A 23,319-nucleotide genomic window follows, 5' to 3' on the forward strand; every position below is an offset into this window, starting at 1 on the left:
CCTCAACGTCCGTTTGGCGCCCCCAGTACGATCGCACCGTCCTGCCGCCGCGGCGTGAGGCCGACCAAGGCACCGATCGTTGCCGCGCTCTTCTCCGGCGTGTCGAGCCGGAAGCGGCCGCTCAGCCGCGTCGCCCCCAGGGACGGATCGGCAAGGCGGATCGGCACGGCGCTGTAGCGACCGATATGCGCCAGCGCCGCATCGAGGCGCATGCCCTCGGCGCTCAGCCAGAACGAATCGAGGCAGCTCGGTTCCTTGGGGTCGAAGTGCTGTACCCGAAGCGGCGCCGTGCCCACGCTGGTCCACTCGCCGCCGGTTACCACGATCGGCGCCCGCCCGGGCTGGTCGACCCGCACCCGGCCGCGATAGACGCGTAGCTCGACTTCGCCGGGCAACTGGTCGACGCTGAAATTGGTGCCGAGCGCCGTGAAACGCGCACGTGCGGTCTGCACCGAGAAGGGACGGCTGGCATCGTGCGCGACCTCGAACCGCGCTGCCCCGCGCTCGAGCGTCACCGGCCGGGCATGGTCGGCAAAGGCGACGCGGACGGCCGACGCCGCATCCAGCGTGATCTGCGATCCGTCGTGCAGGCGCAGCTGTTCGACCGTGCCGACCGCGCTGCTGTAGAGAAAGCCGGGGGCTGCCGCGACCTTCGGCGCAGGCGGTGCGGCCTCGTGCCAGAGCAGCGGCACCGCAACCACGGCGGCAAGCCCCGCCGCCACGGCCGCAATGCGCAAACCCCGCGCGCGCTGGAGCGCCGGGCGCGGCTGGCGATCGCTCCGCCGCCGCAGCGGTACCGCCTCGGGCAGCGGCGGCGCTACCGGCGCGGGCGTCGCCGCCTCCAGCACTTCGAGCAGCGCCGGATCGCGCAGCAGGTCGTGCATCTGCGTGAAGGCGCGGAGATTGGCGTCGGACGCGTTCAGCCACGCGATCAGCGTGCGCCGCTCGGCGGGATCGAGCTCGTCGATCCGGTCCGCCCAATCGGCCGCGGTTTCCAGCGTGTGTGCGTCAACCATGCGACACGCTGCCTTCCACGCCATCGAGATCGCCGCATTCGGCCAGGTCGATCATCGCGCGCACCAGATGCTTCTTCACCGCTTCCAGACTCAACCCCAATTCCTCGGCGATCTCGGCGCGGGACTTGCCGTCGAGATGGCGTTTCACGAAAACCTCGCGGCGCAGCGGCGGCAGATCGGCCAGCTTTGCCTCGAACCGTTCGAGGCGCTGGCGATATTCCAGTACCTCTTCCGGCAGCGGCAGCGTGCAGGCGAGTTCGGCATCGAGCGGTTCGGTCTGCGCAACGCCTTTGCGCGCACGGGCGAACAGGATCGAATCCGCCACGCGGAACGCATAGGCGAGCGGCTGCTCGATCCGCTGCTTGCGCTCCTGTTCCACCACCCGCACGAACGTCTCCTGCACGATATCGTCCGCCTGCTCCGAATCGCGGAGCCGTTTGCGGACATAGGCGGTCAGGCGCGTCCGATGCTCGGCCAGCAGATCGGCCGCGTCCATCAGGCGCATCGTCCCGGCCCGGCCGTTACAGAAGGGTAGAGTCGCGGCGCACCGAAACGGGGACATTCGCCCGCTCCCCAGCCAGCACCGCCTTCAAAACGCATAGCGAACTCCCGCGCTCAGCACGCGCCCGCTATGGGTGATGGCCAGCAGCCGGCGCGCGTCGCGATCGGTATATTGGAGAATGCGGGCGTTGGTAAGGTTCTGCGCCTCCAGCACCAGCTTGGCCCGCTTGCCCAGCGCAAGATGCGCGGCGGCATCCAGCGTGGCGGCAGGCGCGATCCACTCGCCGATATTGCCGCTGTTGCCGATCGCGGTGCGGTAGCGGTCGCGATAGGCGAGCGCCACGCGCGCATCCCAGCCGCGCCCGGTATAGTAGAGCGTGGCATTGCCCTGCCAGCGCGACAGGTCGATCAGCGTCAGCCGCACCGGCACGCCGGCATACACCACGTCGGAACGTCCATCGGCATAGGTGCCGTTCAGCTGCACGCCGGCCCGGTCGAGCGGCGCGGGCAGGAAGCGCAGTTCCTGCTGCACCGCCAGCTCCGCCCCCAGGATCGCCGCGCCACCGCCGTTGAACGGCTGGATGACGTTGAACAGCGTCGTCGCGCTCTGCCCGGGGAAGAGGAAGGCGAGCGGATAGCCGGTGGCGACATAGGGCTGCACCGTCGTCGCCGAGGTGATGAACGAGTTCATGTGCTTGTAGAACACGCCGATCGCGATCAGGCCGCCCTTCGCGCCGTAGCGCTCCAGCGCGAGATCGAAGGATTGCGCGCGGAACGGCTTCAGATCCGGGTTGCCGGTGGTGATCGTGCCGCCGAACGGCGAGACCGACACCACCGCCGCCGCGCGCAGATCGGCGAGATCGGGCCGGTTGACGTTCTCGCTGGCGGTGGCGCGCAGCAGCAGGTCGGGGCGCAGCGTCAGCCGCGCCTCCAGCGAGGGAAGCCAGGCCCGGCTTTCGGTGACGTGCGTCACCGGTGCGGCGAGCAGGTCGCTGGTGGCGGCGCCCGTCGAGCGCGTGGTGATCGCCTCATAGCGCAGTCCCATGCGCACGCGTAGCGGGAGCGTGCCGAGGCGGCCGTCCCAGTCGAGCAGGGCGAACCCCGCCCTGCTTTCTTCGCGCAGCCGGTAATCGGTGCCGGGGACGTTGTCGGCGGCGGTCAGGTCGCGGCGCTGGCCGAGGGCGGCATAGGTCGCGTCGACATCGGCGACGACATAGGGCGCGATCGTCGCGCCATCGAACACCTCCTCCACGACAGGGCCCCCGTCGGGATAATCCACCCGGGTGCGGCGCTGGTAGCCGCTGTTGGTGAAGCGGTGCCAGCTGCCGCCAAGGCGCAACGTGAACTCCGGCGCCAGCGTGCGATCGAGGGTGAGCCGCGCCTCGCCATTGCTGTTGTCGATCGCATCCTCGCGCGCATCGGCACGCATCAGACTCCACGCGGCCGGATCGGCGGGATCGAAGCCATAGGAATTCTGCGGGGCGGCGCCGGTGGAGATGGTGGCGAAGCGCTGGTTGTTCGCCTGCAGGAACGCCTTGTCGAACACCGGCCCGTGGAACACCGATCGGTTATAGCCCAGCGCAAGCTGCAGGCTCGTCACGGCGTCGATCGGCTTGTGCAGCGACAGCGCCGCCTGATCGAAGCGGGTCCGGTCCTCCGACTTCTTGGCTTCGGTGCGCAGGTCGACGCCCGAGTAGCGCGCCGCCGCCAGCGTATCGCCGACGATGGTCGCGGCGAGCAGCCGCTGGGTGCCGGTAACATCGCCGGTCAGCCCGTTGTCGCCCGCTGCCGCCAGCGAGCGTTCGTCGCGGTGATCGGCGAGGGCGGCATGCACCCAGTCCAGCGCGAGCTCGGACCCGTCGTCGCCGGCATGCTGGACGGCCGCGACGAGGTTGCGCCGATCGAGCCGGTTGAACCAGCTTGAATAGGTCGCCGCGCGCGGGCCATAGACCGGGCTTCCCGAGGCGCCGGTCAGCCGCGCGCGCTGCTCGGGCGCAATCTCCGGGCCGAGATTGGCCGCGCCGAAGGTGATCGGCACCCAGTCCCAGTTGCGGTAGCCGAACTCCGCGATATGGTTGCTGCTGAACGAAGCGGCGACCAGCACGCCCCACTGCGCGCTGCGGCGCGAGAACACGACGGTGCCCTGCGGCGTCGTCGTCATGCCGTTGCCGCCGGAGCGGGCACGCAGCGACACCAGCGTCTCGTTCCCCGGCCGGTCGAACGGGCGGACCGTCTGGAGTGCCACGGTACCGCCGATCCCGCCGGCATCGGCGTCCGCCGCCCAGGCCTTCTCCACCACCACCTGCGAAAGTAGACTGGCTTCGAACACCGAATAGTCGAACCGCCGCTCGCGGCTCACCGATCCGCGATTGTCGAGCCCCGAGGCGGTGGTGGCGAGCGCGTCGACGCCGTTCAGCGTGGTGCGGGTGAACAGCGGGCCCAGCCCGCGCAGCGAGACCTGCCGGCCCTCGCCATTGTCGCGGCTGATTGCCACGCCGGGCAGCCGCTGCAACGCATCGGCGACATTGCGATCGGGGAACTCGGCGATGTCCTGGGCGCGGGTCGCCTCGCGCACGCCGGTCGCGCGGCGCTTGAGCGCGATCGACTGGCGCACCGCCTCGCGATAGCCGGTGACGACGATCAGCGGCGGTTCGGGCGCGGGTGGTGGTTCGGCGGCAGGCGCTGCGACGCCGGGTACCACGACATAGCCACCCCCGGCGGCGCGCGCGGCGAGCGGCAGGCCGGCGAGGGCGCGGGCGATCGCCGCCGCCAGCGTCATGCGGCCACGGATCGGGTGTGGCACCCGAACTGTCGACGGCTGGGTAGTGAGAATCTCGACGCCCGACTGCCGCGACAGGGCGCGCAGCACCTCCGGTAGTGGGCCGGGCGGGATGTCGAAGTGGATTCTCTGCGCGGCGGAAGGCGCCTGCGGCTGGCACGGTGCGGCGATGGGCGAAAGCGATCCCAGGATCAGCGCCGCCCCAGAAACCCACCGGTACGATTGCCGACGCCCGCGCAAACCTTTGCCTCCGCGGGCGCGGCTATCAGTCGATCATGACAAATTGTTGACCCGGACGCCGCCCGGGAGCGGGGCGGAACGGCAGCGCCGTCCCGCCCCGGGCAGAGATCAGAACGAGAGGCGGACGCCGCCCATCACCGTCGTGCCCGAACGGGTGACGACATAGAGGCGCTGGGTGCTGTCCGAATATTGCTTCTCGCGCTGGTTGGTCAGGTTGATCGCGTCGAAGGTCAGCTGGACCTTGTCGGTCAGGTTGTAATGCGCCGAGGCATCCACATAGGTGGTCGGGGCATAACCGGTGAGGTCCTGGTCCTTGCCGAGGCTCGTCGAGACCGGCGAGGCGCTGTACACATAGCCGCTGCGATAGTTGAGCGAGACGCGCGCATCAAACTTACGGTCCTGATAATACAGCGTCGCATTGGCGTTGACGTGGCTCAGACCCTCCAGCGTGGTGCGGATCGCATCCGAACCATAGATCTGGCGGTAATCATATTTTGCGTCGAGCAGCGTCAGGTTGCCGGTCGCGCCGAGATGATCGAACGGCGCCGGCAGGAAGGTGAAGTCGGCCTGGCCGGCCAGTTCCATCCCCACCAGATCGGTGCCGCTGAGGTTCACCGGCGTCGAATAGGTCTGGATGATCGTGCTGGGCGTCAGGTTCGGCGCCAGCGAGGTCGGCTGGCCGGTGCTGCTGAACGGCACGTTCGACAGCGCGCGGGTGGCGATGAAGCCGTCGAGATGCTTGTAGAAGCCGCCCAGCGCGACATAGCCCACCCGGCCGAAATAATGCTCGAGCGACAGGTTGAGGTCAGTCGACTTGTACGGCCGCAGATTCGGGTTGCCGACCGACAGGCTGTAGGTGCCGTCGTCGTTGAGCGTGATCGAGGCGTTGGCCGCCAGCGAGCTCAGCGTCGGACGGTTGATGTTCTTGCCCGCCGACAAGCGCAGCTGCAGGCCCTTCTGCAGTTCCAGCGTCAGGTTCATCGCCGGCAGCACGCCGTCATAGTGCTTGCTGATATCGGCAGTGCCGGTGCCGATCGGATTGCCCTTGCTGTCGAAGCCACCGGACTCGCCGGTCGAGGTCAGATTGGTGCGATAATAGCGCACGCCGATATTGCCCCGGAACGGCAGGGCGCCGAGATGGTGGTCCCAGTCATATTGCGCGAAGGCAGCACCGGTGCGCTCCTCGACGCCATAGACGCTGAGCTGCGGCCCAAGGAACGCGTTGCGATCGATGTCGAGCTGGCTGAGCGCCTTGTTGTAATCGACCACCACCCAGTTCTGGCCCTTATAGCCGGTATAGACCTGGGCATAGTTGGCGATGTTGGCGCTGACCTTGCCGGTCTGGAACTCGGTCTGGTAGACATTGAGCTGCCCGCCGCGGCTATAGCCGCTATTCTCGAACCGGCGCCATTCGCCGCCGAACGACAGCTTGTCGTCGGGGGTGACGGCGAATTCGAACCGGCCCTTGGCGGTGTCGAATGCCGAATCCTGGTAGTTGGACGAGATGATCAGGTTGTGGGCGTGCCACAGCGCCGGATTGGCGGTGTCCCACTTGTAGGTGTTGACCAGCGAATAGGTGCCGCCGCGATAATCCGAGGTCACGCCGCCATAGGCTTCGAGGTAGAACTTGTCGCTGATTGGCATGTCGTAGCTCGAGCGCTCGACCCCGCCGGTGAAGAAGAACTTCAGCTTGTCACTGAGCTCGGCGTCGCCGCTCAGCACCAGCTGCTTGAAGATGTTCTTGGTGGTCTGGTTGCGGGTTTCGGTCGCGGTATTGGCACCGTCGACGTCGAGATAGTCAACTTCGTTCTGGTCGTTCCAGTGGATCTGGTTGATCTTGGAGTTCTTGTAGGTCACGCCAGCGAAGGTCTGCGCGCCGCCCAGCCAGGTAGAGCCGCCGCCGCCGCGCGAGGCGAGGTGGGTCTCGAAGCGATCGGCCTTGAACTGGCCGTACAGGCCGTCGAGCGCGAGGTTGATCTTGTCGCTCGGCTTCCACTGGATCGCGGCGGTCAGGCCGAGGCGGTCCTGCGTGCTGTCCCACACCGACAGGCGGTTGCCGCGCGCGAAACGCAGGTCGCCCGAATTGATCTTGGCCTGCTGGTCCGCCGTCAGCGCGGAGATGTCGCTGCCGTTGGCCTTGTTGCGGCGCCAGCGATAGGTGTCGAAGCCCTCTTCGCGGGTGTTGCGGTGGCTATAGGCGCCCGAGATCAGCACGCCGAAATTGCCCCAGTTCTTCGAAAGCAGGCCGGTGAAGCGCGGCTGCGCGTCCTTGGTCAGCGTATTGGTGCCGAGCTGGCCGGAGACGACCGCCTTGGTGCCGGCATAGTCGAACGGACGGCCGGTGTGCAGGCCGACGGTACCGGCGAGGCCGCCCTCGGTCTGGATCGCCTGATAGGACTTCTCGACATCGACGCGGTTGAACAGTTCGGCGGCGAACAGGTTGAAGTCGAAGGCGCGGTCGCGCGAGTTCTGGCCGCGGCTGTCCTGCGGCGAGTCGACATTGCCCAGCACTTCCATGCCGTTCAGCTGAACGCGGGTGAAATCGGGACCGAGGCCGCGCAGGCTGATGCGGCGGCCTTCGCCGGCTTCGCGGTTGATCGCGACGCCCGGCAGGCGCTGGATCGCCTCGGCGAGGTTGAGGTCGGGGAAGGCGGCGATGTCGTCGGCCGCGATCGAGTCCTGAATGATCGCCGACTTGCGCTTGATGTCGCGGGCCTGCTCGAGGCTCGCGCGATAGCCGGTGACGACGATCTCCTGCGGACCGTCGGCAGCGGCCTGCTGGTCCTGCGCCAGGGCGGGCTGCGCGACGCAGGCGAGCGTCGTCGTCACCAGCCAAAGGGTGCGCTTGTTCAACATGTTCTTCGATAACCCCCGTGGATGCGATCGTTGTGTGTCCCGCGCGGCGTGCGCGGTTCGACCGGGTAGAGGGCGGCGTGCGCCCAACGGGGACAAAGAAAAATTGTAAAAGTTTTGTGACTATAGTTACATTTTTGTTACATATGCTATGGAGAAAGTCCTGCTGATGAATTATACTCGCCGGTGAACCAGTAACGTATAGTTTAAATTCCATCGCTATTTGTCGCACCTGCGGCAGCCCTGGCACCACATCGCATGCATTTCTTCTAACGCGACCGTTCGTATCAGGAACGAATTTGAATGCTTTTCCGGGTGCCCGAACGCGTGTGCCGGCAGGGGCTACGGCCGTCCGCTGTCGGGCTGGCACACACCGCCCTGCTCAGGCGAGACCAGAAGCATCTGCAAATAGCCCGCTCCCTTAACACGCCAGAAAATATATTACTGTGGTGCAAAATACGAGATTATGTCGAAATAAAGCGTCCCAAAAATGTCACAGCTGCGCGCCAAACGGAATATTAAACTATTTTAATTGGACACAAGGCGGGAGGGTTCGGATCCTTCATCTCGACGAATTAACGAGAGATGGGACAGATGATCCTCAATTACGGCAAACTCCTCACCACCGGTTCGGCCATGGCGATGGCACTTGTCGCTGCGACATCCGCCAGCGCCCAGGACCGCGCTGCCAGCACATCAGCACAAGAGGACACAACCGGCGCTAGGGATGACGCCAGCGTGATCGTCGTCACCGGCACGCGCATCAGCAGCAAGGTCGCCGACCAACCGGTAGTGGCGATCACGGGCGACAGCATCGCCAATCAGGGCTTCACCAATATCATCCAGGCTCTGACCAACCAGCCGCAATTCGGCGTCCCCGCCAACAGCACGGTCGGCGGCCAGGGCAGCTTCGGCGCCGGCCAGTCGTTCAGCAATCTCTATAATCTCGGGTCGCAACGCACGCTCACGCTGGTCAACGGCACGCGGTTCGTCTCTGGCGCGACCTCCAGCGTGTTCGGCGCCTCGGTCGGCTCGCCCGTCGACCTTGGCCAGATCGCCCCGGCGCTTGTCGAGCGGATCGACGTCGTGTCGGTCGGCGGCGCGCCGATCTATGGCTCGGATGCGATTGCGGGCACCGTGAACATCATCCTCAAGAAGAATTTCGATGGGATCGACGTTACCGCCAGCAACGGCATTTCCGAAAAGGGCGACGGCGGCAACAGCAATGTCTCGCTGCTCGCCGGCAAGAATTTCGGCGACGGTCGCGGCAACATCACGTTCAACCTGTTCTATGACCATCAGGACGGGCTGACGACCGCGTCTCGCTACGTCACCGGTGCGGACAGGCCCTTCTTCGGCAAGACGACCAGCGACACGGGCCCGTCGAACATCGTCTATTTCGGCGGCAGGCGCTTCTCCGTCGTCTCCAATACCGGCATCCCGGCCGCGCTCGACAACATCCCGTTCAACCACCTGTCCGCGGGCGGCGCGACCTATCAGGCCATCACCAACGCCGCCGGCCAGGCACTCTTCTTCAACCAGGCGGGCCAACTGGTTCCGTTCCAGCACGGCACGGTGACCGGCAGCGTTTCGACCGAGGCCGGGGGCGACGGCTTCCGCACGGCCGATTATGGCAATCTGCTAACCGACAGCAACCGCATCCAGGGCGTGCTGATGGGGCATTATGACTTCAGCGAGCATCTGCGGTTTCACGCCGAGGCCTGGGCCAGCCGCGACATCGCGACCAATCGCGCAGACCAGACGCTCTACAATACGGCGCTGTTCGGGAACGCGGGGGATCCGGCCGGGAATTACATCCTGTCCTCGACCAATCCGTTCCTGAGCGCCGCCGATCAGGCGACGATCCAGGCGTCGCTGGCGGCGGCGGGGCAGCCGACCAACCAATTCTACCTCGCCCGCGCGAACACCGATCTGTTCGCCGGCGCGTTCAGCTCGCGATCGTCGCTGGCCCGCGGCGTCGCCGGGCTCGACGGCGACTTCGCGATCGGCTCGCACAAGTTCACCTGGGAAGGCACGGTCACCTATGGCCAGGTCAACACCACGTCGAGCCAGGTGGGTCTGGTCTGGCAGAACATCCAGAACGCGCTGAACGCGGTGACCGGGCCCAATGGCCAGATCATCTGCGCGCCCAACTATACCAACGCGCCGATCGCGACGCTGAGCAGCAGCTGTGCCCCGCTCAACATCTTCGGCAACGGCAATGTCAGCCAGGCGGCGCTGAACTACATCAACGCGCCGGCGATCAGCCGCCAGGTCAACAAGCAGTTCGACGCCGTGCTCGACGTCAAGGGCTCGCTGGCGCATCTGCCAGCGGGGGATCTGCAGGCGGTGGTCGGCGGCGAAATCCGTCGCGAGAGCCAGGCGTTCGATCCGGGCACCTATTTCTCGGGCGCGTATAGCCAATATGCGGTGATCGCGCCGGTCAGCGGCTCCTACTATACGCATGAAGCCTTCACCGAAGTCACCCTGCCGCTGCTGTCGCCCGACATGCATATCCCACTGCTGCGCGAACTGACGCTGCACGGTGCGGCGCGCTATACCGACAACTCGCTGAACGGCGGCTTCTGGTCCTATACCGGCGGTGGCAACTGGTCGCCGGTGAAGGGGCTGACGCTGCGCGGCAACTTCACGCGCTCCTTCCGTGCGCCGTCGACGACCGAATCCTTCGCGCCGATCGCCACCGTATTTGAAACCGGCAACGACCCGTGCGACTCTCGGTTCATCACGGGTGGCGTCAGCCCCGCGAACCGTGCGAAGAACTGCGCGGCGGCGGGCGTGCCCGCCGGGTTCAGCTCGCAGATCGTCGACTCGACGGCACAGGGCCTGGGCGGCGGCAATCCGCACCTGAACAACGAAGTCGCCAATAGCTGGACCGTGGGCGCCAATTATGCGGTGCCGTTCGTGCCGGGCCTCGTCCTCACCGCCGACTATATCCATGTCGACATCAAGAACGAGATCGTCCAGCCGGGCATCGAGAGCATCATGCAGGCTTGCTACGACTCGTCGAGCTACCCGAACTCGCCCTTCTGCTCGGCGTTTACGCGGGATCCGACCTCTCACCAGATCACCAGCTTCTCCGACACGTTCCTCAACATCGCCTCGCAGAACTATCGGGCCCTGCAGGCCTCGGCGAGCTATACGCTGAAGCTGAGCCGCCTCGGCCTTCCGGAGGGAGCCGGCGTGCTGAACATCAGCTCGAACTATCTCCACGAGTTCAAGAACCAGTCGATCGTCGGGACCGGCAGCGTGCAAGATGCACATGACGCGATCGGCGAGCCGGCGGATGCCGTCAGCACCATGATCGACTGGCAGACCAAGCGGTTCGACTGGTCGTGGACGGTGCGCTATGACGGCCCCACCAAGGTGGATCCGAACAGCCCGGCGAGCAGCTACCAATATTATGGCGTCTCGCCCTATTGGATGGCGAACACCTCGCTGGGCGTGATCGTCAACGACCATTTCCGGCTGCGCGGGATCGTGAACAACGTGTTCAACATGGGCGTCACCTATGCCGGCCCGGTTCCCGAATTCAGCTCGAACAAGGAGTTCGATGCGGTGTTCGGGCGGAGCTATCGCATCACTGCGGAGGTGAAGTTCTAAGGCAGGAGCCCGACAGGGTACGATACATGCCTGCTCCTGCGGTGGTTGCGCAGGAGTAGGCATGGCATCGCCGATCTCCTGGCGCGGATCGACATTCACCGTAACCAGATCATGGTGGCGGCGAGATGGACGAAGCCGGCGAAGTGGATGGTGCGACGCTCATAGCGTGTCGCGAAACGTCGGAAGTGCTTAAGGCGGCCGAAGCATGTTTGATGCGGTTGCGCTGTTTGTAGAGGATCGTGTCATGGGAGATGACGATCTTGCGACAGCGGTTTGAGGGGATGACGGCCTCGGCGCCCATATTGGCAATGATGGCACGTAAGGCATTGCTGTCCTATGCTTTGTCGGCGAGTACGGCTTCGCCCTCTTGCCCAAGGAGCAGAGCCGGGGCCTGGGAGATGTCGCCGGTCTGGCCGGGCGTGAGGATGAAACGCAGCGGGCGGCCGAGGGCGTCGGCCAGCATGTGGACCTTGGTCGTCAGTCCGCCTCGGGAACGCCCCAGCGCCTGGTCGCACGCCCCCCTTTTCCGGTCGCCGCCTGCCATCCGTTCACAAACAACCGGTTGTCGGTGCCGGAGCGCCCGGGATCAGCCACCTTGCCCGGCAACAGCGATGCGATCCTTTGCCATTGCGCATCGCTCAGTTCGTACCGCTTCACCGCCATCACTTGCCCCGCGTCTCAACACGGATCCCTATGAATCAGCGATCAACTCGTTTGGGAATCGCGAATGTCGATCCGCGCCTAGGGCTTCGTCGCCCGCGCCCGATCGGCGTCGATCTCCGCACCCCAGGGATCGCGGCCAGCGATAGCCTTGCCGTCGGCGGCGAAGTCGAGGAGCTCGTCGCCCTGCACGGTGAAGCGCGGCCAGTGCGGCAGCCCGCCGCCATTGGGATCGCCGGCGCGGGCGAAATGAACGAGATAGGCGCTGATCGTCTTGCCGACCTGCCCGTCCCTGGGCGTTGTCGCCGCACCATATTTGATCGCGGCATTGTCGAAGAAGAAGGGGATGTCGGTCGCGTGCCCGGCCCCGGGCTTGCCGATCGACTCCGCGACGTAGGAGAAGCGATATTCCCAGACCGGCACCTTCTGCGCCGCAGCCATGGCGCTGGCGTCGCGCGCGCCGGCGATCATGAAGCCGGTCTTGCCGCCCATGTCTGCGCTGGTCGCGCCGATCAGCATCGGCACCTTCGCGAAGTTGCCGCTGGCATAGGCCTTGGCCTGGTCGACCAGCAGCATGCCGTCACGCATCGGGCCGCCATAGGTGCGGGGCCCCGGCTTGGGGGCGAACAGCTCGATCATGCTGAGGCCGTCGGTCACCTCCTCGGCCGATAGCGCGCGCAGGCGGGCGAGCGCATCGGGCGCGGCGGGATCGATGCCGTGCGCGCGCGCGAGATTCTCGCCGATCGCCTCGGCATCCTGCAGGCTGGCGCTGGCCGCGGTCTGGGCGTTGCCGCCGGACATCACCACGGCTTTGTGGAACAGCCCGCGCGCCAGCGGCGAAGTGACCAGCGCGTGGACCGACATGCCGCCGGCGCTCTCGCCGATGATGGTCACATTGGCGGGGTCGCCGCCAAAGGCCGCAATGTTCTTCCGCACCCATTGGAGCGCGGCGATCTGGTCCATAAAGGCATAGTTGCCGAGCATGCCATCAGGGTTCTCGCGGCTGAGCTGGGGCAGGGCAAAGCTGCCGAACCGACCCAGCCGGTAGTTGAAACTGACGAACAGCACCCCCTGCCTGGCCATGTTCGCGCCGGCATAGGTGGGCGGGGAGGCGCCGCCATTGACGAAGCCGCCGCCATAGATCCACACGATCACCGGCAGCTTGCCGCCCGGCGTGCGCGCCATGGGCTTCCAGACATTGAGGTACAGGCAGTCCTCGGCCGGGGTCGTTCCCAGCGGGGCGGCATCGCTCGGGAACGGCTTCTGCATGCAGTCATGGCTGTAGGCGGACGCCGCGCGCGTGCCGGACCAGGCCGCCGGCGCCTGCGGCGCCCGCCACCGCAGCGGACCGACCGGCGGCGCGGCGAACGGAATGCCCTTCCAGCTTGCCACGCCTGCATCGATGCTGCCCTGCAGCTTGCCGGTTTCGACCGTGATCACCGGACCGCGGGTCTGCGCCATCGATGCGCCCGGGGTCGCGCACGCCGTGGCGGCGCACGCCAGCGCCATCGTCCAAGCCTTCATCTCCACATCTCTCCTCAACCACCGGATTTGCAGCGCTTTGTAGAGCGAAGTGAGGGCCGGGACCAAGCATGTTCGATGGCGCTACGCAGACGGTGCGCTCACGGCTGCTCACCTCCCCCTTATCGTCGGCCCGGCTACCGGTGCGCGACCACTGCCTTTGGCGCGCGCCATGCGCGGCCGGGCGCCCGCGAACCGCACGAAAGGACCGGCGCGACCGCCATGCACCGCCATTCTTCGCTCGATCCGGCGGCATATCGGCCCGCGCATGCCTGGCTCGCCGCGGTGTCGGCGCTGACATTGGGCGGCTGCGCGACGTCGAGCGAGCGGCTCGCCCCGACCAGCTATGATCGGCCCTGGACGCCGGCCACCAGCGCGAGCGGCGAAATGGTGGCGGGGCAGGCGGCAGACGCGCCGGCATCGGCCGGCAGCTTTGTGCTCCCTGAGAACCCGGCGCTCGCGGCCTTGCCGGCGGCCCCGGAGACCGATCCGCAGCATCTGTACAATCTCGCCGAGCTGCTCGACCTCGCGCACAGCGCCAATCCGCGCGCGCGGATCGCCTGGTACGAGGCGCGCAATGCCGCGCTGACCACCGGGATCGTTCGCAGCAGCACCGGCCCCAAGCTCTCGGCAACCGGCGTCGGCCGCCTGCATACGAGCGACTCCACCGTGTCGGGGCTGGGCCTGACCGGCGGCGGCGACAGCAGCTCGACCGGCGGCGTCGTCGCGCTCTCGCTCGAATGGCTGTTGTTCGATTTCGGCGCGCGCGACGCGCTGGTCCAGGCATCGCGGCAACAGACGATCGTCGCCAACATCGCCTTCACCGCCGAGCATCAGCGCGTGACCCACGAGGTGGCGCTTGCCTTTTACGACGACGGCGCGGCCCGCGCCCGGTCGCGCACCGCCGATCAGGCTGTCGAGATCGCGGCTGCGGTCCAGGCGGCCGCCGAAGCGCGGCGCGAACGCGGGGTCGGCACGGTGATGGAGGTGGCGCAGACCCGCCAAGCCACCGCGCAGCTGCGCTTCGCGGCCGTCCAGGCCCACGCCGCCGCCGAGGATGCACGGCTCCATCTGCTCACCGCGATCGGCCTGTCGCCGCTGACCCACCTCCAGGTCGCCGATTCCAGCGATCGCGCCTTGCCCACGGGCCTGGCCGACCGGGCGGAGCAGGCGGTCGGCAAGGCGCTCTCCCGCCGACCCGACATGCTGGCGGCACTGGCGAACCGCAAGGCGAGCGAGGCAGGGGTGCGGGCCGCGCGGGCCGACTTCCTGCCCAAGGTGTTCGCGTCCGGCACGGCGGCCTATTCGGGCGGCAACCACGATCTGACCTCGCTGCCCGGCCTGGGCGCGGAGCCGACGCTCAACCTTTCCGACCACCGGACCAGCGGCAGCCTGATGCTGGGCGTCCGGGTCCCGCTGTTCGACGGCGGCACGCGTGCGGCGCGACTCGCGCAGGCGCGCAACCGGGTGGAGATGGCGAACGCATCGCTGGAGGCGACCCGAAGCAGCGCCGTCCTGCAAATCGTCACGGCGGAGAATGCCTTGCGATCGGCGCTCGAGGCGAACGCCGCCGCGGGCGAAGCCTATGCCGCGGCTCGCACCAGCTTCGACGCCGCCTTTGCCGCCTATCGCAGCGGCGTGGGGGCGATCACCGACGTCAATCTGGCCCGCCAGCAATTGCTCTCGGCGGAAAACGCGGTCACCGACGCGAAGGCCGCCGCGCTGCGCAATGCGGCGACGCTGGCGCTCGCCACCGGCTCGCTCGACGGCGCACCGGAGTGACTGTTAGCCCGCCGGCTCACCCCCACTAGCGGCAGCTTACATGGGGCTCGCCGCCGCGGGCTCTACTTCGGCGTGGATGCAGCGCGGACGCTCGTGGCGTGCTAGCCTGGGGGCAGGAGAAGCATCGTGGACTCGGCGTTGCTCGAATATACCGGCAAGACGGCGGCGGTCATCGGCGGCGGCGTCGTCGGTGCCTCCTGGGCCGCCCTGTTCGCGGCGCACGGCCTGCAGGTGGTGATCAGCGATCCCGATCCGGACATCGAACGCAAGGCGATGGCGATGATCGCGGCGGCCATTCCGTCGCTCGTGGCGCTCGGCCATGCCCCGTTCGATCCTGCCGCGCGGATCCGGTTCGAGCGCGACAATGGCTATGCCGTCGCGGACGCCTTCATCGTCCAGGAATGCGGGCCCGAGCGCCCGGGGTTCAAGCAGGCGGTGTGGGAACTGATCGAAGCGTCTGCGCCCGCCGATGCGCTGCTGTGCAGCTCCAGTTCCGGGCTGCCGGCGTCGCTGCAGCAGACCGAGATGCACGACCAGACCCGGCTGATCATCGCGCACCCGTTCAACCCGGTGCACCTGATGCCGCTGGTCGAGCTGGTGCCCTCGCCGACGACCGATCCCGCGGTCATCGCGCGCGCCGTCGCCTTCTACGATGCACTGGGCAAGGTGACGCGGGTGATCCGCAAGGAAATCCCCGGCTTCGTCGCCAATCGGCTTCAGGCCGCGATCTTCCGCGAATGCGTGTCTCTCGTGCGCAACGGCGTCGTGACCGTCGAGGAACTGGACGACATCGTCACGACCTCGGTCGGCGTGCGGTGGGCGACCGCCGGGCCGTTCCTGTCCCTGCATCTGGGCGGCGATGCCGGGGGATTGCCCGAGTCCGTGGAGCGTCTGGGGCCGCTGGTGGAGCGCCTCTGGGCGAGCCTGGGTACGCCGCGGCTGGACGAACAGACCAAGGCGCTGATCCTGCTGCAGGCGGACGATTCCTACGGCGCCTGGTCGATCGCAGACCTCACCGCGACCCGCGACGCCAAGGAGGTGGCGGTGATCAATGCGCTCGCGGAGCCGCTTGTCCCCGTCGTCCGCTGACCCGGACGGTCTGCCTCACAAATGTCGACGGCGCGAGCGCCCGCGACGACCGGGGCCCCAGCGGCTTGCTGCGAGCGCGGCCCATTGCCGCGTCCGCGGATCGGCCGAGGCGATTTCCCGGCGCCGCTCGATCCAGGCGATGAAGTCGTCGTGCCCGTGGAATTCGTGCCGAATCTCGCTGTGCAGGCCACGCACGATCGGCGTGGTCAGGAAGCGATCGATGTCGCGCGACCAGATCGCCCAGGTCCGCGCCGCCACATAGCCCTGCGCCTTCAGCTCATACAGCTCGCGGATGATGTGCATCACCTGCAGCAAGCTTGGCAGGACGCCGGCCGTCTCCGCTTCGGAGAGCTCGGCGGTCCAGATCGGCAGCAATTCGGTGCGCAGGATGTGCCGGACGGTCTGCATCCGGTCCGAATAGGAAAGGAAGATCTGTGCGTTGAGTTGGCGCGTATGGTTGCGCAATGCTGCATAGACGGCCGCCACGCCCACGAAAACGCCGCCGGTGGTCATCAGTCGGAGAATCGTTTCCAGCATTGCTCCCGATCGGCAGTCGTCGCATGTCTTCCCATCCTGGTACGGGGGCCGTCCCCCGGGAAGAGGTAAGCGCCCGTTAGCCGACCGGCTCCGCCAGCAGCGCGCGCGCCGCGCGCACATCGGCAAAATGCTCCTCGCCCTCGATCCGAGCAAGCGCCGGCGCCAGGAGAGCTGAGACCTCCTCCGGTTCCGCCAGCCGCGCCAGCGACGTCGCGGCGCGCAATGCCCAGAGCCCGCAGCCCTGCGCTTCGGCCAGGGCAAGGGCCTGCTCGAACCGCGCGCGGGCAGCCGCCCGGTCGCCGGTTCGCCGCCGGGCTTCGCCGTCCGCGCGCAGGATCTCGGCGGTGGCCCAGTTGGGTGCGGCGGTATCGGCCCGCGCGACGCTTTCGGCATCGCACAGCGCCGTGCAGGTGGTGATGAACACGTCCCGGTCGTGCGGCAGCGGCGGCCGCAGCTTGTCCAGGGCGAGCGGGTGGGGCGGCTTGCCGAGGCGCAGGTCGGCGATCCGCGAGAACCACGCGCCAAGTTCCGCCATATAGGTGAAGTAGTTGGCCTCGGCATTGTGGGTCAGCAGCTTGGCATAATGCCGTGCCAGCTCGTCGTCGCCCAGCCATAGCGCGATCGGGCAGGCGGCGCTGGCCAGCAGGTAGCAGAAGGAGTTGGGATTGCGCAGCCGGTGCGCATCGACCGCCGCTTCCATGATCATCGCCTTGGCGCTTTCGAGCCGACCCTGCACCGCCAGGGCCACGGCATGGTTGCCGCGGGACACCGTCGAATGATCGTAGCGCAGCGCCGCCGAATAGGCGCCGCGGCCGGTGAGCTTGGCGACGACGTCGCTGCTGATCGCGGTCGATTCGCCCACACGCCCCACCCGGAACATCATGATCGCGATGACCCGCCGGGCAAAGGCCTGCAGATCCGCGTCCAGCCCGGCCGGAGCGGGACCCAGCATCTGCTCCGCCAGCTCCAGCGCCGCCTGATGATCGCCCATGATCGTGCGGTGGCCGGACAGCAGCCACAGCCCCGTTGCCCGGCCCAGCGGATCGCCGATCTGCTCGCCGATCCGCAGCACTTGGCTGGCGGCGCGAACGAACGCCTCACCGGGCCGATCGGCATTGTAGTGCAGCACGCACAGGCCGATCTGCAGCTGCATCTCCTCCTGCCCACCGCCCTCGCCCAGGGCGTTGAGCGTGTCGAGCGCGCGCACCAGCCACGCATTATACTCGCCGAACTGCGACACGCCGAGCCAGAGCGGCGCGGACGCGATCGTCAGCCGGATGCCGAGCCGCCGGTCGCCGCCTGCGTCCAGCGACCAGGCCAGCGCCGCGCGCACATCGTCGATCGTGTGTCCGTAGCGCTCCCACCACGCCACCCGATCAAGGCGCAGCCAATCGGTCTGGGCGCGGGCAAGCACGCCGCCCACCCAGCTGGCGTGCCGCCGTGCGGCAATTCCCGCCTGGCCGGATTCGTCGAGCTTGCGGCGTGCATAGACCTTGGTTGTCTCGAGCAGGCGGTACGCGACCCCGTGCGCCGAGGGCTCCACGACCAGCAGCGATTTCGCCGCCAGCTGCAGCACCGCCTGCCCGGTGCGCGTTTCCTCGCCCTCCTCCAGCGCCGCCACCTGCACGGCGGCGGCGAGATCGAAGCTGGAACGGAAGCAGCTCAGGCACCCGAACACGGCGCGTTCATCGCGGTCGAGCAGCTCGAAGCTCCAGTCGAGCATCGCCTCCAGCGTCTCATGGCGGGCCACGGTGCGCCGACCGAACGCCAGCAGCGACAAACGCTGCGTCAGCCCGCTGGCAAGCGCCTCGAGCCCGACCACCGGCACCGCCGCTGCCGCAAGCTCCAGCGCGAGCGGCAACCCGTCTAGCGCGCGACAGATCGTCGCGATCTGCCGGGCATTGTGCGGGTCGACGGCGAAGCCTCCGGCGGCGGCGGCCAGCCGCTCGCTGAACAGCGCGACCGCGGGGCTGTCGGCGATCGCCTGGGGCGTGGCGGTCGGCGCCGGCACCGGCAGCGGCTGGAGGCGGACCTGCATCTCGCCCGGCACGCGCAGCGGCTCCCGGCTCGTCGCCAGCAGCTTCACCTGCGAACAGGAGCGCAGCAGCACCTCCGCGACATGGGCGACGACCTTGAGCAGGTGTTCGCAATTGTCGAGCAGCAGGATCAGCTCCGACGCGCGGAGGTGGTCGACGAGTACCGAAGGGGTGGTGTCACGCCCCATCGGGCTTTGCAGCGCGGTCGCGGCCGCCGCGGCGACATGTTCGACGGTGCTGCAGTTGGTCAGGTCGACGAAGCAGGTGGGGGTCCCCTCGCCGAGCACGTCCAGCGCCGCGAGCGCAACGCTGGTCTTGCCGATGCCACCGGCGCCCACGATGGTGACCAGCCGGTGCTCGCGCAACGTCTGGACCACCTGGGCGACCTTGTCGTCGCGTCCGATCAGCCGGTTGATCTGCAAGGGCAGCGGCAGCGGGCGGAAGCTGGGCGGGGGCGGGGCGTCAAGCACGTCCTCGCCGGCATGCTCGACCACCACATCGGCACTCAGGCGATAGCCGCGTCCGGGGATGTTGACGATCTCGACATCGCCGTCGTGCGCCGTGCGCAGCGCGCGGCGGATCGCGCTCATGTGGACGCGAAGGTTGTTCTCCTGGACGAACAGATTCGGCCAGACATGCTCGGTGATTTCCTGGATCGACAGAACTTCGCCGGCATGTTCGGCGAGCAGCGCAAGAATCGCAATGGCACGCGATCCAAGACCGACACGGACGCCGCCGTTCAGCAGTTGTTCCCGTTCCGGGCGAAGTTCAAATGCGCCGAAGCGCAGTATGCGCTCGGTCATAACCCCTCAACCAACAGCCGCTCTCTCCAAGCTCACCCCCTCGACCGTTAGCGCTGTCATATCGCGAATTAGCAGCTCTTCACACCTGTTAAGTCGGGAATCCCGGCAACGGGGCGTATTTACCTGCTGCGGAGGGGGGCGATCCGTGACTCGCGTAAGGCCCCGCCAAAAACAAGACAAGGGAGACTGAGTATGCGCCGCGCAGATGCTACCGCGCCGGCCCGTGCCGGCGTCGAATCGTCCAGTACCCAACCCACCCCGGAGGCGATCCGCGCCCAGCTGGAGCGCCTGCGCACCCGCGCGTTCGCCGGATCGGGCAAGCTGTTTTCCTTTCTGCGCTTCGTCGTCGAGGAAGCGCTGGAGGGGCGTGCCGCGACGCTGAAGGAGCTGGTGATCGGGATCGAGCTGTACGGCGGCGTGATCGACTATGATCCACGAATCGATTCCACCGTGCGGGTGGAGGCGCGGCGCCTACGCCGCAAGCTCGCCACCTATTATGCCGGGCCTGGCAGGTCAGACACGGTGATCGTAACGATCCCCACAGGCAGCTATGCGCCGTGTTTCCTGCTGCGGGAGGAGGGCGACGGCCTTGCGGCGTCCTCGCCGTCCGGGCTGGTGCTGCCGCCGATGCTGGCGGTGTTGCCGTTCACCGCGCTGTGCGCTCTCGAGCTGTCCTTCGCCGCAGGGATTACCGACGAGCTGATCTATTCGGCCGAGCGCACGCCGCGGCTGCGCGTTGCAGCGCGGGCCATCATGTTCCAGTTCCGCGCGTCCCGTTACTCGCTGGACGATGTAGCCGCGCAGGTCGGCGCCGATTTCGTCCTGCACGGGACGGTCCGCCGGGCCAAGGAGGTGCGGCGGACGTCGGTCGAGCTCTCGAACCGCTGGGGGCAGATCCTGTGGTCGGACCGCATCGACATGACCGGGGAGGACGACCTCGCGCTACAGGAGCAGATCGCGGCGGAAATCCTGGCGCGGCTGCCGGAAGCGGTGATCGAGCCTGCGTGAAGCGCTACGCGCCAGCGGGCGGCGGCGGGCCGCACTCGAACGCCGCCGCGGCTTGCGCGATCGCGTCCACTTCGGCCGGCGCGCCGGCGTCGCCCAGGAGCAGCGGCGCGTGCAGCCGTTCGATTCGCCGCAGCAGCCCACGCCGCGCCTCGACGCTGGCCCGCGCCGGTCGCAGCGGCCGCGGTTCGAACGCGGTGAGGTCGAGCCAGCGGCCGAGTTCGACGGTCATCGCCATCGCCTGGGCCGCGAGCGCCTGACGCGCCGAGACGCCGATCGCCGCGCTCTGCTGCACGACCGCGATCAGGCGCGTGAGCGCGGGATCGATCCGGCGCGTCACCGACACCGGCCAGAGCCGCGTGAAAACCAGATAGGACAGGGCGGTGCCGAGCAGCACGCCGATCACCCGGTCGCGCGCAATGGTGAGATCGAAGCCCGGGCCACTGCCCTGCAGCGTGCACAGCAGGAAGGCGAAGGCCATCTGGAGCCCGGCATAGGAGATCCGCGCGTCGCCCGCCACCACCCAGCAGGCGAGGAATAAGCCGATGCCGACGACCGCCAGCAGCCCGGCGATCGAGGTGACCGAGGGCAGCACGAACACGATCGTCGCATAGCCGAGCGCAGCGCCGACCAGGCAACCGGTGATGCGCAGCGACAGCTTCTGGATGGTCTCCGCCGCGGTCCCGAGCCCGACGATATAGCAGGTGATCATCGCGGTGTGGATGCCCGACCAGTCCCACAGCGCGTACAGGAAATAGCCGGTCATCGCTGCCAGCGTCACCTTCAGTGCGTGCTGGACATGCACCGGGTTGCTGAACGCGTCCGGCACGAAGAAGCCGCCTTTGTGTGCGACGGGTGCGGGCGGCGGGGGTGGCGCGGTGGTGAACTGGGCAAGCGCTTCAGACAGCGTGGCAAGCACCAGCGCTAGGTCGCTCGGCATGCCCTCCGGCCAACAGGGCGGATCAATCGCGACGGGATAACGACCGGTGGCCAGGATCGCGGCCATCGCCCGCAGCGTCGGGACCAGCGCGGCCGCAATTTCATCGTGCTTGCTGGGCTCAGGATGGCGGTCGAGCAGGTCGATCGCGGCGAGGATCTGCATCGTCGCCGCGGCGCCGGTACGAAAGGCATCGGCGTCGGCCGGGGGCAACGTGGCCTCGGTCCGCGCGAGTTTCAGCAGCGGCGCCGTGCCCAGCACTGCCTGTTGTTGGGCCCTCTCGAAGCGCTGGCGGCACGCCGCGTCGGGTCGACCCAGGAGGTCCGCCCCTGCCACGAGCGCCCGCGCGAGCAGCGCCCCCAGCTGGTCGCGTGGCGCGGGTGCCAGCACCAGATCGGCGAGCAGCGATACGCCGGCGGGAACCGCGACGAACAGCCAGGCATAGAGCAGCCCGCGGGTTGCTAGCTCGCCGCCGGGCAGGCCTCCCAGCAGCGCCAGCACATAGGCGGTGATCAAGGCCATCGTCGCCGCGAACGGCTTGAGCCGGCTGGCCGATCCGAGAAAGACCAGGCCGAAGGACAGCAGGACCATCGCCAGCACGCGCCAGAAGGGCCGGTCTATCAGGAACCCGGTGAGCGGCAGCAGCAGCGCGATCAGCACCGAGATGAAGGCCAGCATCACCACGGCGAGGAGGATGCTGCGCATGCGCTCGGGCTGGTTTAGGAACAGGACGAGGTACACGGTGAGCGCGGGTTCGGGAATTTCGAACCACTGGCTGATCAGCGTGGTGGCGCAGCAGACCAGGGTAAGCCGCAAGGCAAAGGCGAGGCGGCCGGGCTCGTTCGCCCAAAGCGCCACCCAGGCACCGGCCAGCGGGTGATCGGCCGCGCTAGTGGCAGGCACGGCCGGACCGGACCTGGACGACCGCGCTCGCGCCGAGCCGCATCAGCGTTGCCGGCGGGGCGACCAGGCGGACCCGGACGGGGAAGCGTTGCGAGACGCGCACCCAGTTGAGCGAGCGCTCCACATAGGGCACCGATCGCGGCAGGTTGACCCGGTCGGTATCGAGGACCCCGGCGCCGATCCCCGTCACCTGGCCGCGGATCGCCTGCCGGCGATCGATCATCGCGTAGACGGTCGCGCAGTCGCCGGGCGTGATCTTGGCCAGTTCGGTCTCGCGGAAATTGCCGACCGCGAACCATTCGTCGGCGTTGACCAGGGTAAATATCGATTGGCCGGGGGCGACCATCTCGCCCGACAGCACGGTGAGGCCAACCACGCGGCCGGCATGTTCGGCGCGCACGACCGTATTGGCGAGCGCATGCTCGGCGATCGCGAGCGCCGCTTCGCGTGCCTGGATGGCCGCAGCCGAAGACGCGGTGTCGTCGATCGCGGCGGTGGCGCCCTGACTCTGCGAGCGGGCCTGGCGCAGGCTGGTCACGGCGTCGCGCTCGGTGGTTTCTGCCTGGTCGAGCTGCTGGTGCGGGACGAAGCCCTGCTCGGCCAGCGGGCGCAGCCGCGCGGTGGTGCGCCGGGCGAGCGCCAGATTGGCCTCGGCACGCGCGATCTGGTCGCCTGCAACCGTGGCGGCGGTGCGCTGGGTCGAAACCGCCTTGCCCTGGGTGACGTGGGTGGCGCGGGCCATCGCCAGATCGGCGCGGGCCTGGGCGACCGCCTGCTGATAGGGCACCGGATCGATGCGGAACAGCAGCTGGCCGGGGCGCACGAGGTCGTTCTCGGCCACGGCAATCTCGACGATGCGGCCGCCGACCGTCGCCGCCACGTGCACCACGTCGGCGTCGATCGTCGCATCGTCGGTGGAGGGACGGGCGTCGTTGCGCTGCCAGACGATGATGCCGAGCACAACCGCCAGTGCGATGATGGTGAGCGACACCAGCCGCGCGCCGATGCCGAAACGGCGCTTTCCTTCCGCGTGCAT

13 protein-coding genes and 1 pseudogene are annotated in these 23,319 nt (G+C 67.8%); 4 read left to right on the forward strand and 10 right to left on the reverse strand.

Translation table 11 applies throughout. From position 1 onward, the window contains the following. Positions 1-2: 2 nt before the first annotated feature. The 4 genes from SAZ01S_RS01055 to SAZ01S_RS01070 form a co-directional block, all read right to left on the reverse strand. Positions 3-1,016: a FecR family protein gene (locus SAZ01S_RS01055; RefSeq protein WP_139809868.1), complete on the reverse strand. Its 1,014-nt coding sequence runs from the start codon at positions 1,014-1,016 to the stop codon at positions 3-5. Further along, on the reverse strand, positions 1,009-1,512 hold the full coding sequence (locus SAZ01S_RS01060) for an RNA polymerase sigma factor (RefSeq protein ID WP_245824472.1): 504 nt from the start codon (positions 1,510-1,512) through the stop codon (positions 1,009-1,011). Before SAZ01S_RS01060 ends, SAZ01S_RS01055 begins: the two co-directional genes overlap by 8 nt. Positions 1,513-1,605: 93 nt before the next feature. Continuing rightward, the gene (locus tag SAZ01S_RS01065) at positions 1,606-4,386 is read right to left on the reverse strand and encodes a TonB-dependent receptor (RefSeq protein WP_139809870.1); all 2,781 of its coding nucleotides are present in this window, start codon (positions 4,384-4,386) and stop codon (positions 1,606-1,608) included. A gap of 258 nt (positions 4,387-4,644) precedes the next feature. Further along, positions 4,645-7,392, reverse strand: a complete 2,748-nt coding sequence (locus SAZ01S_RS01070; RefSeq protein ID WP_084579164.1) for a TonB-dependent receptor — start codon at positions 7,390-7,392, stop codon at positions 4,645-4,647. A gap of 582 nt (positions 7,393-7,974) precedes the next feature. On the opposite strand from SAZ01S_RS01070, the gene SAZ01S_RS01075 reads away from it, so the two are divergent. After that, positions 7,975-11,010: a TonB-dependent receptor domain-containing protein gene (locus SAZ01S_RS01075; protein ID WP_084579166.1), complete on the forward strand. Its 3,036-nt coding sequence runs from the start codon at positions 7,975-7,977 to the stop codon at positions 11,008-11,010. Between the two features lie 95 nt (positions 11,011-11,105). Here SAZ01S_RS01075 and SAZ01S_RS01080 read toward each other — a convergent pair. Continuing rightward, a pseudogene (locus SAZ01S_RS01080) lies at positions 11,106-11,667 on the reverse strand (IS5 family transposase). A gap of 84 nt (positions 11,668-11,751) precedes the next feature. Continuing rightward, positions 11,752-13,194: a carboxylesterase/lipase family protein gene (locus tag SAZ01S_RS01085; protein ID WP_084579168.1), complete on the reverse strand. Its 1,443-nt coding sequence runs from the start codon at positions 13,192-13,194 to the stop codon at positions 11,752-11,754. A gap of 219 nt (positions 13,195-13,413) precedes the next feature. Here SAZ01S_RS01085 and SAZ01S_RS01090 point away from each other — a divergent pair, with 219 nt between their 5' ends. Together SAZ01S_RS01090 and SAZ01S_RS01095 are read left to right on the forward strand one after the other, a co-directional pair. Continuing rightward, positions 13,414-14,973, forward strand: coding sequence for a TolC family protein (locus tag SAZ01S_RS01090; protein WP_084579170.1), 1,560 nt, complete (start codon positions 13,414-13,416; stop codon positions 14,971-14,973). Positions 14,974-15,099: 126 nt separating this feature from the next. Then, complete coding sequence (locus SAZ01S_RS01095; RefSeq protein WP_084579172.1) at positions 15,100-16,062, forward strand: 3-hydroxyacyl-CoA dehydrogenase NAD-binding domain-containing protein; 963 nt, start codon at positions 15,100-15,102, stop codon at positions 16,060-16,062. A gap of 15 nt (positions 16,063-16,077) precedes the next feature. Here the strand turns inward: SAZ01S_RS01095 and SAZ01S_RS01100 are convergent, their stop codons facing one another. Next, positions 16,078-16,599, reverse strand: coding sequence for a hypothetical protein (locus SAZ01S_RS01100; RefSeq protein ID WP_174596064.1), 522 nt, complete (start codon positions 16,597-16,599; stop codon positions 16,078-16,080). 76 nt (positions 16,600-16,675) lie between these two features. Then, positions 16,676-19,438, reverse strand: a complete 2,763-nt coding sequence (locus SAZ01S_RS01105; protein WP_084579174.1) for an ATP-binding protein — start codon at positions 19,436-19,438, stop codon at positions 16,676-16,678. 192 nt (positions 19,439-19,630) lie between these two features. Between SAZ01S_RS01105 and SAZ01S_RS01110 the strand changes: the two genes are divergently transcribed. Further along, positions 19,631-20,446: a hypothetical protein gene (locus SAZ01S_RS01110; RefSeq protein ID WP_084579176.1), complete on the forward strand. Its 816-nt coding sequence runs from the start codon at positions 19,631-19,633 to the stop codon at positions 20,444-20,446. Between the two features lie 4 nt (positions 20,447-20,450). Here the strand turns inward: SAZ01S_RS01110 and SAZ01S_RS01115 are convergent, their stop codons facing one another. Continuing rightward, positions 20,451-22,283, reverse strand: a complete 1,833-nt coding sequence (locus SAZ01S_RS01115; protein ID WP_084579178.1) for an FUSC family protein — start codon at positions 22,281-22,283, stop codon at positions 20,451-20,453. Further along, on the reverse strand, positions 22,270-23,319 hold the full coding sequence (gene mdtN, locus SAZ01S_RS01120) for a multidrug transporter subunit MdtN (protein WP_084579179.1): 1,050 nt from the start codon (positions 23,317-23,319) through the stop codon (positions 22,270-22,272). Before mdtN ends, SAZ01S_RS01115 begins: the two co-directional genes overlap by 14 nt.

This window comes from Sphingomonas azotifigens NBRC 15497 (assembly GCF_002091475.1).
In the GTDB taxonomy this organism is placed as follows: domain Bacteria; phylum Pseudomonadota; class Alphaproteobacteria; order Sphingomonadales; family Sphingomonadaceae; genus Sphingomonas; species Sphingomonas azotifigens.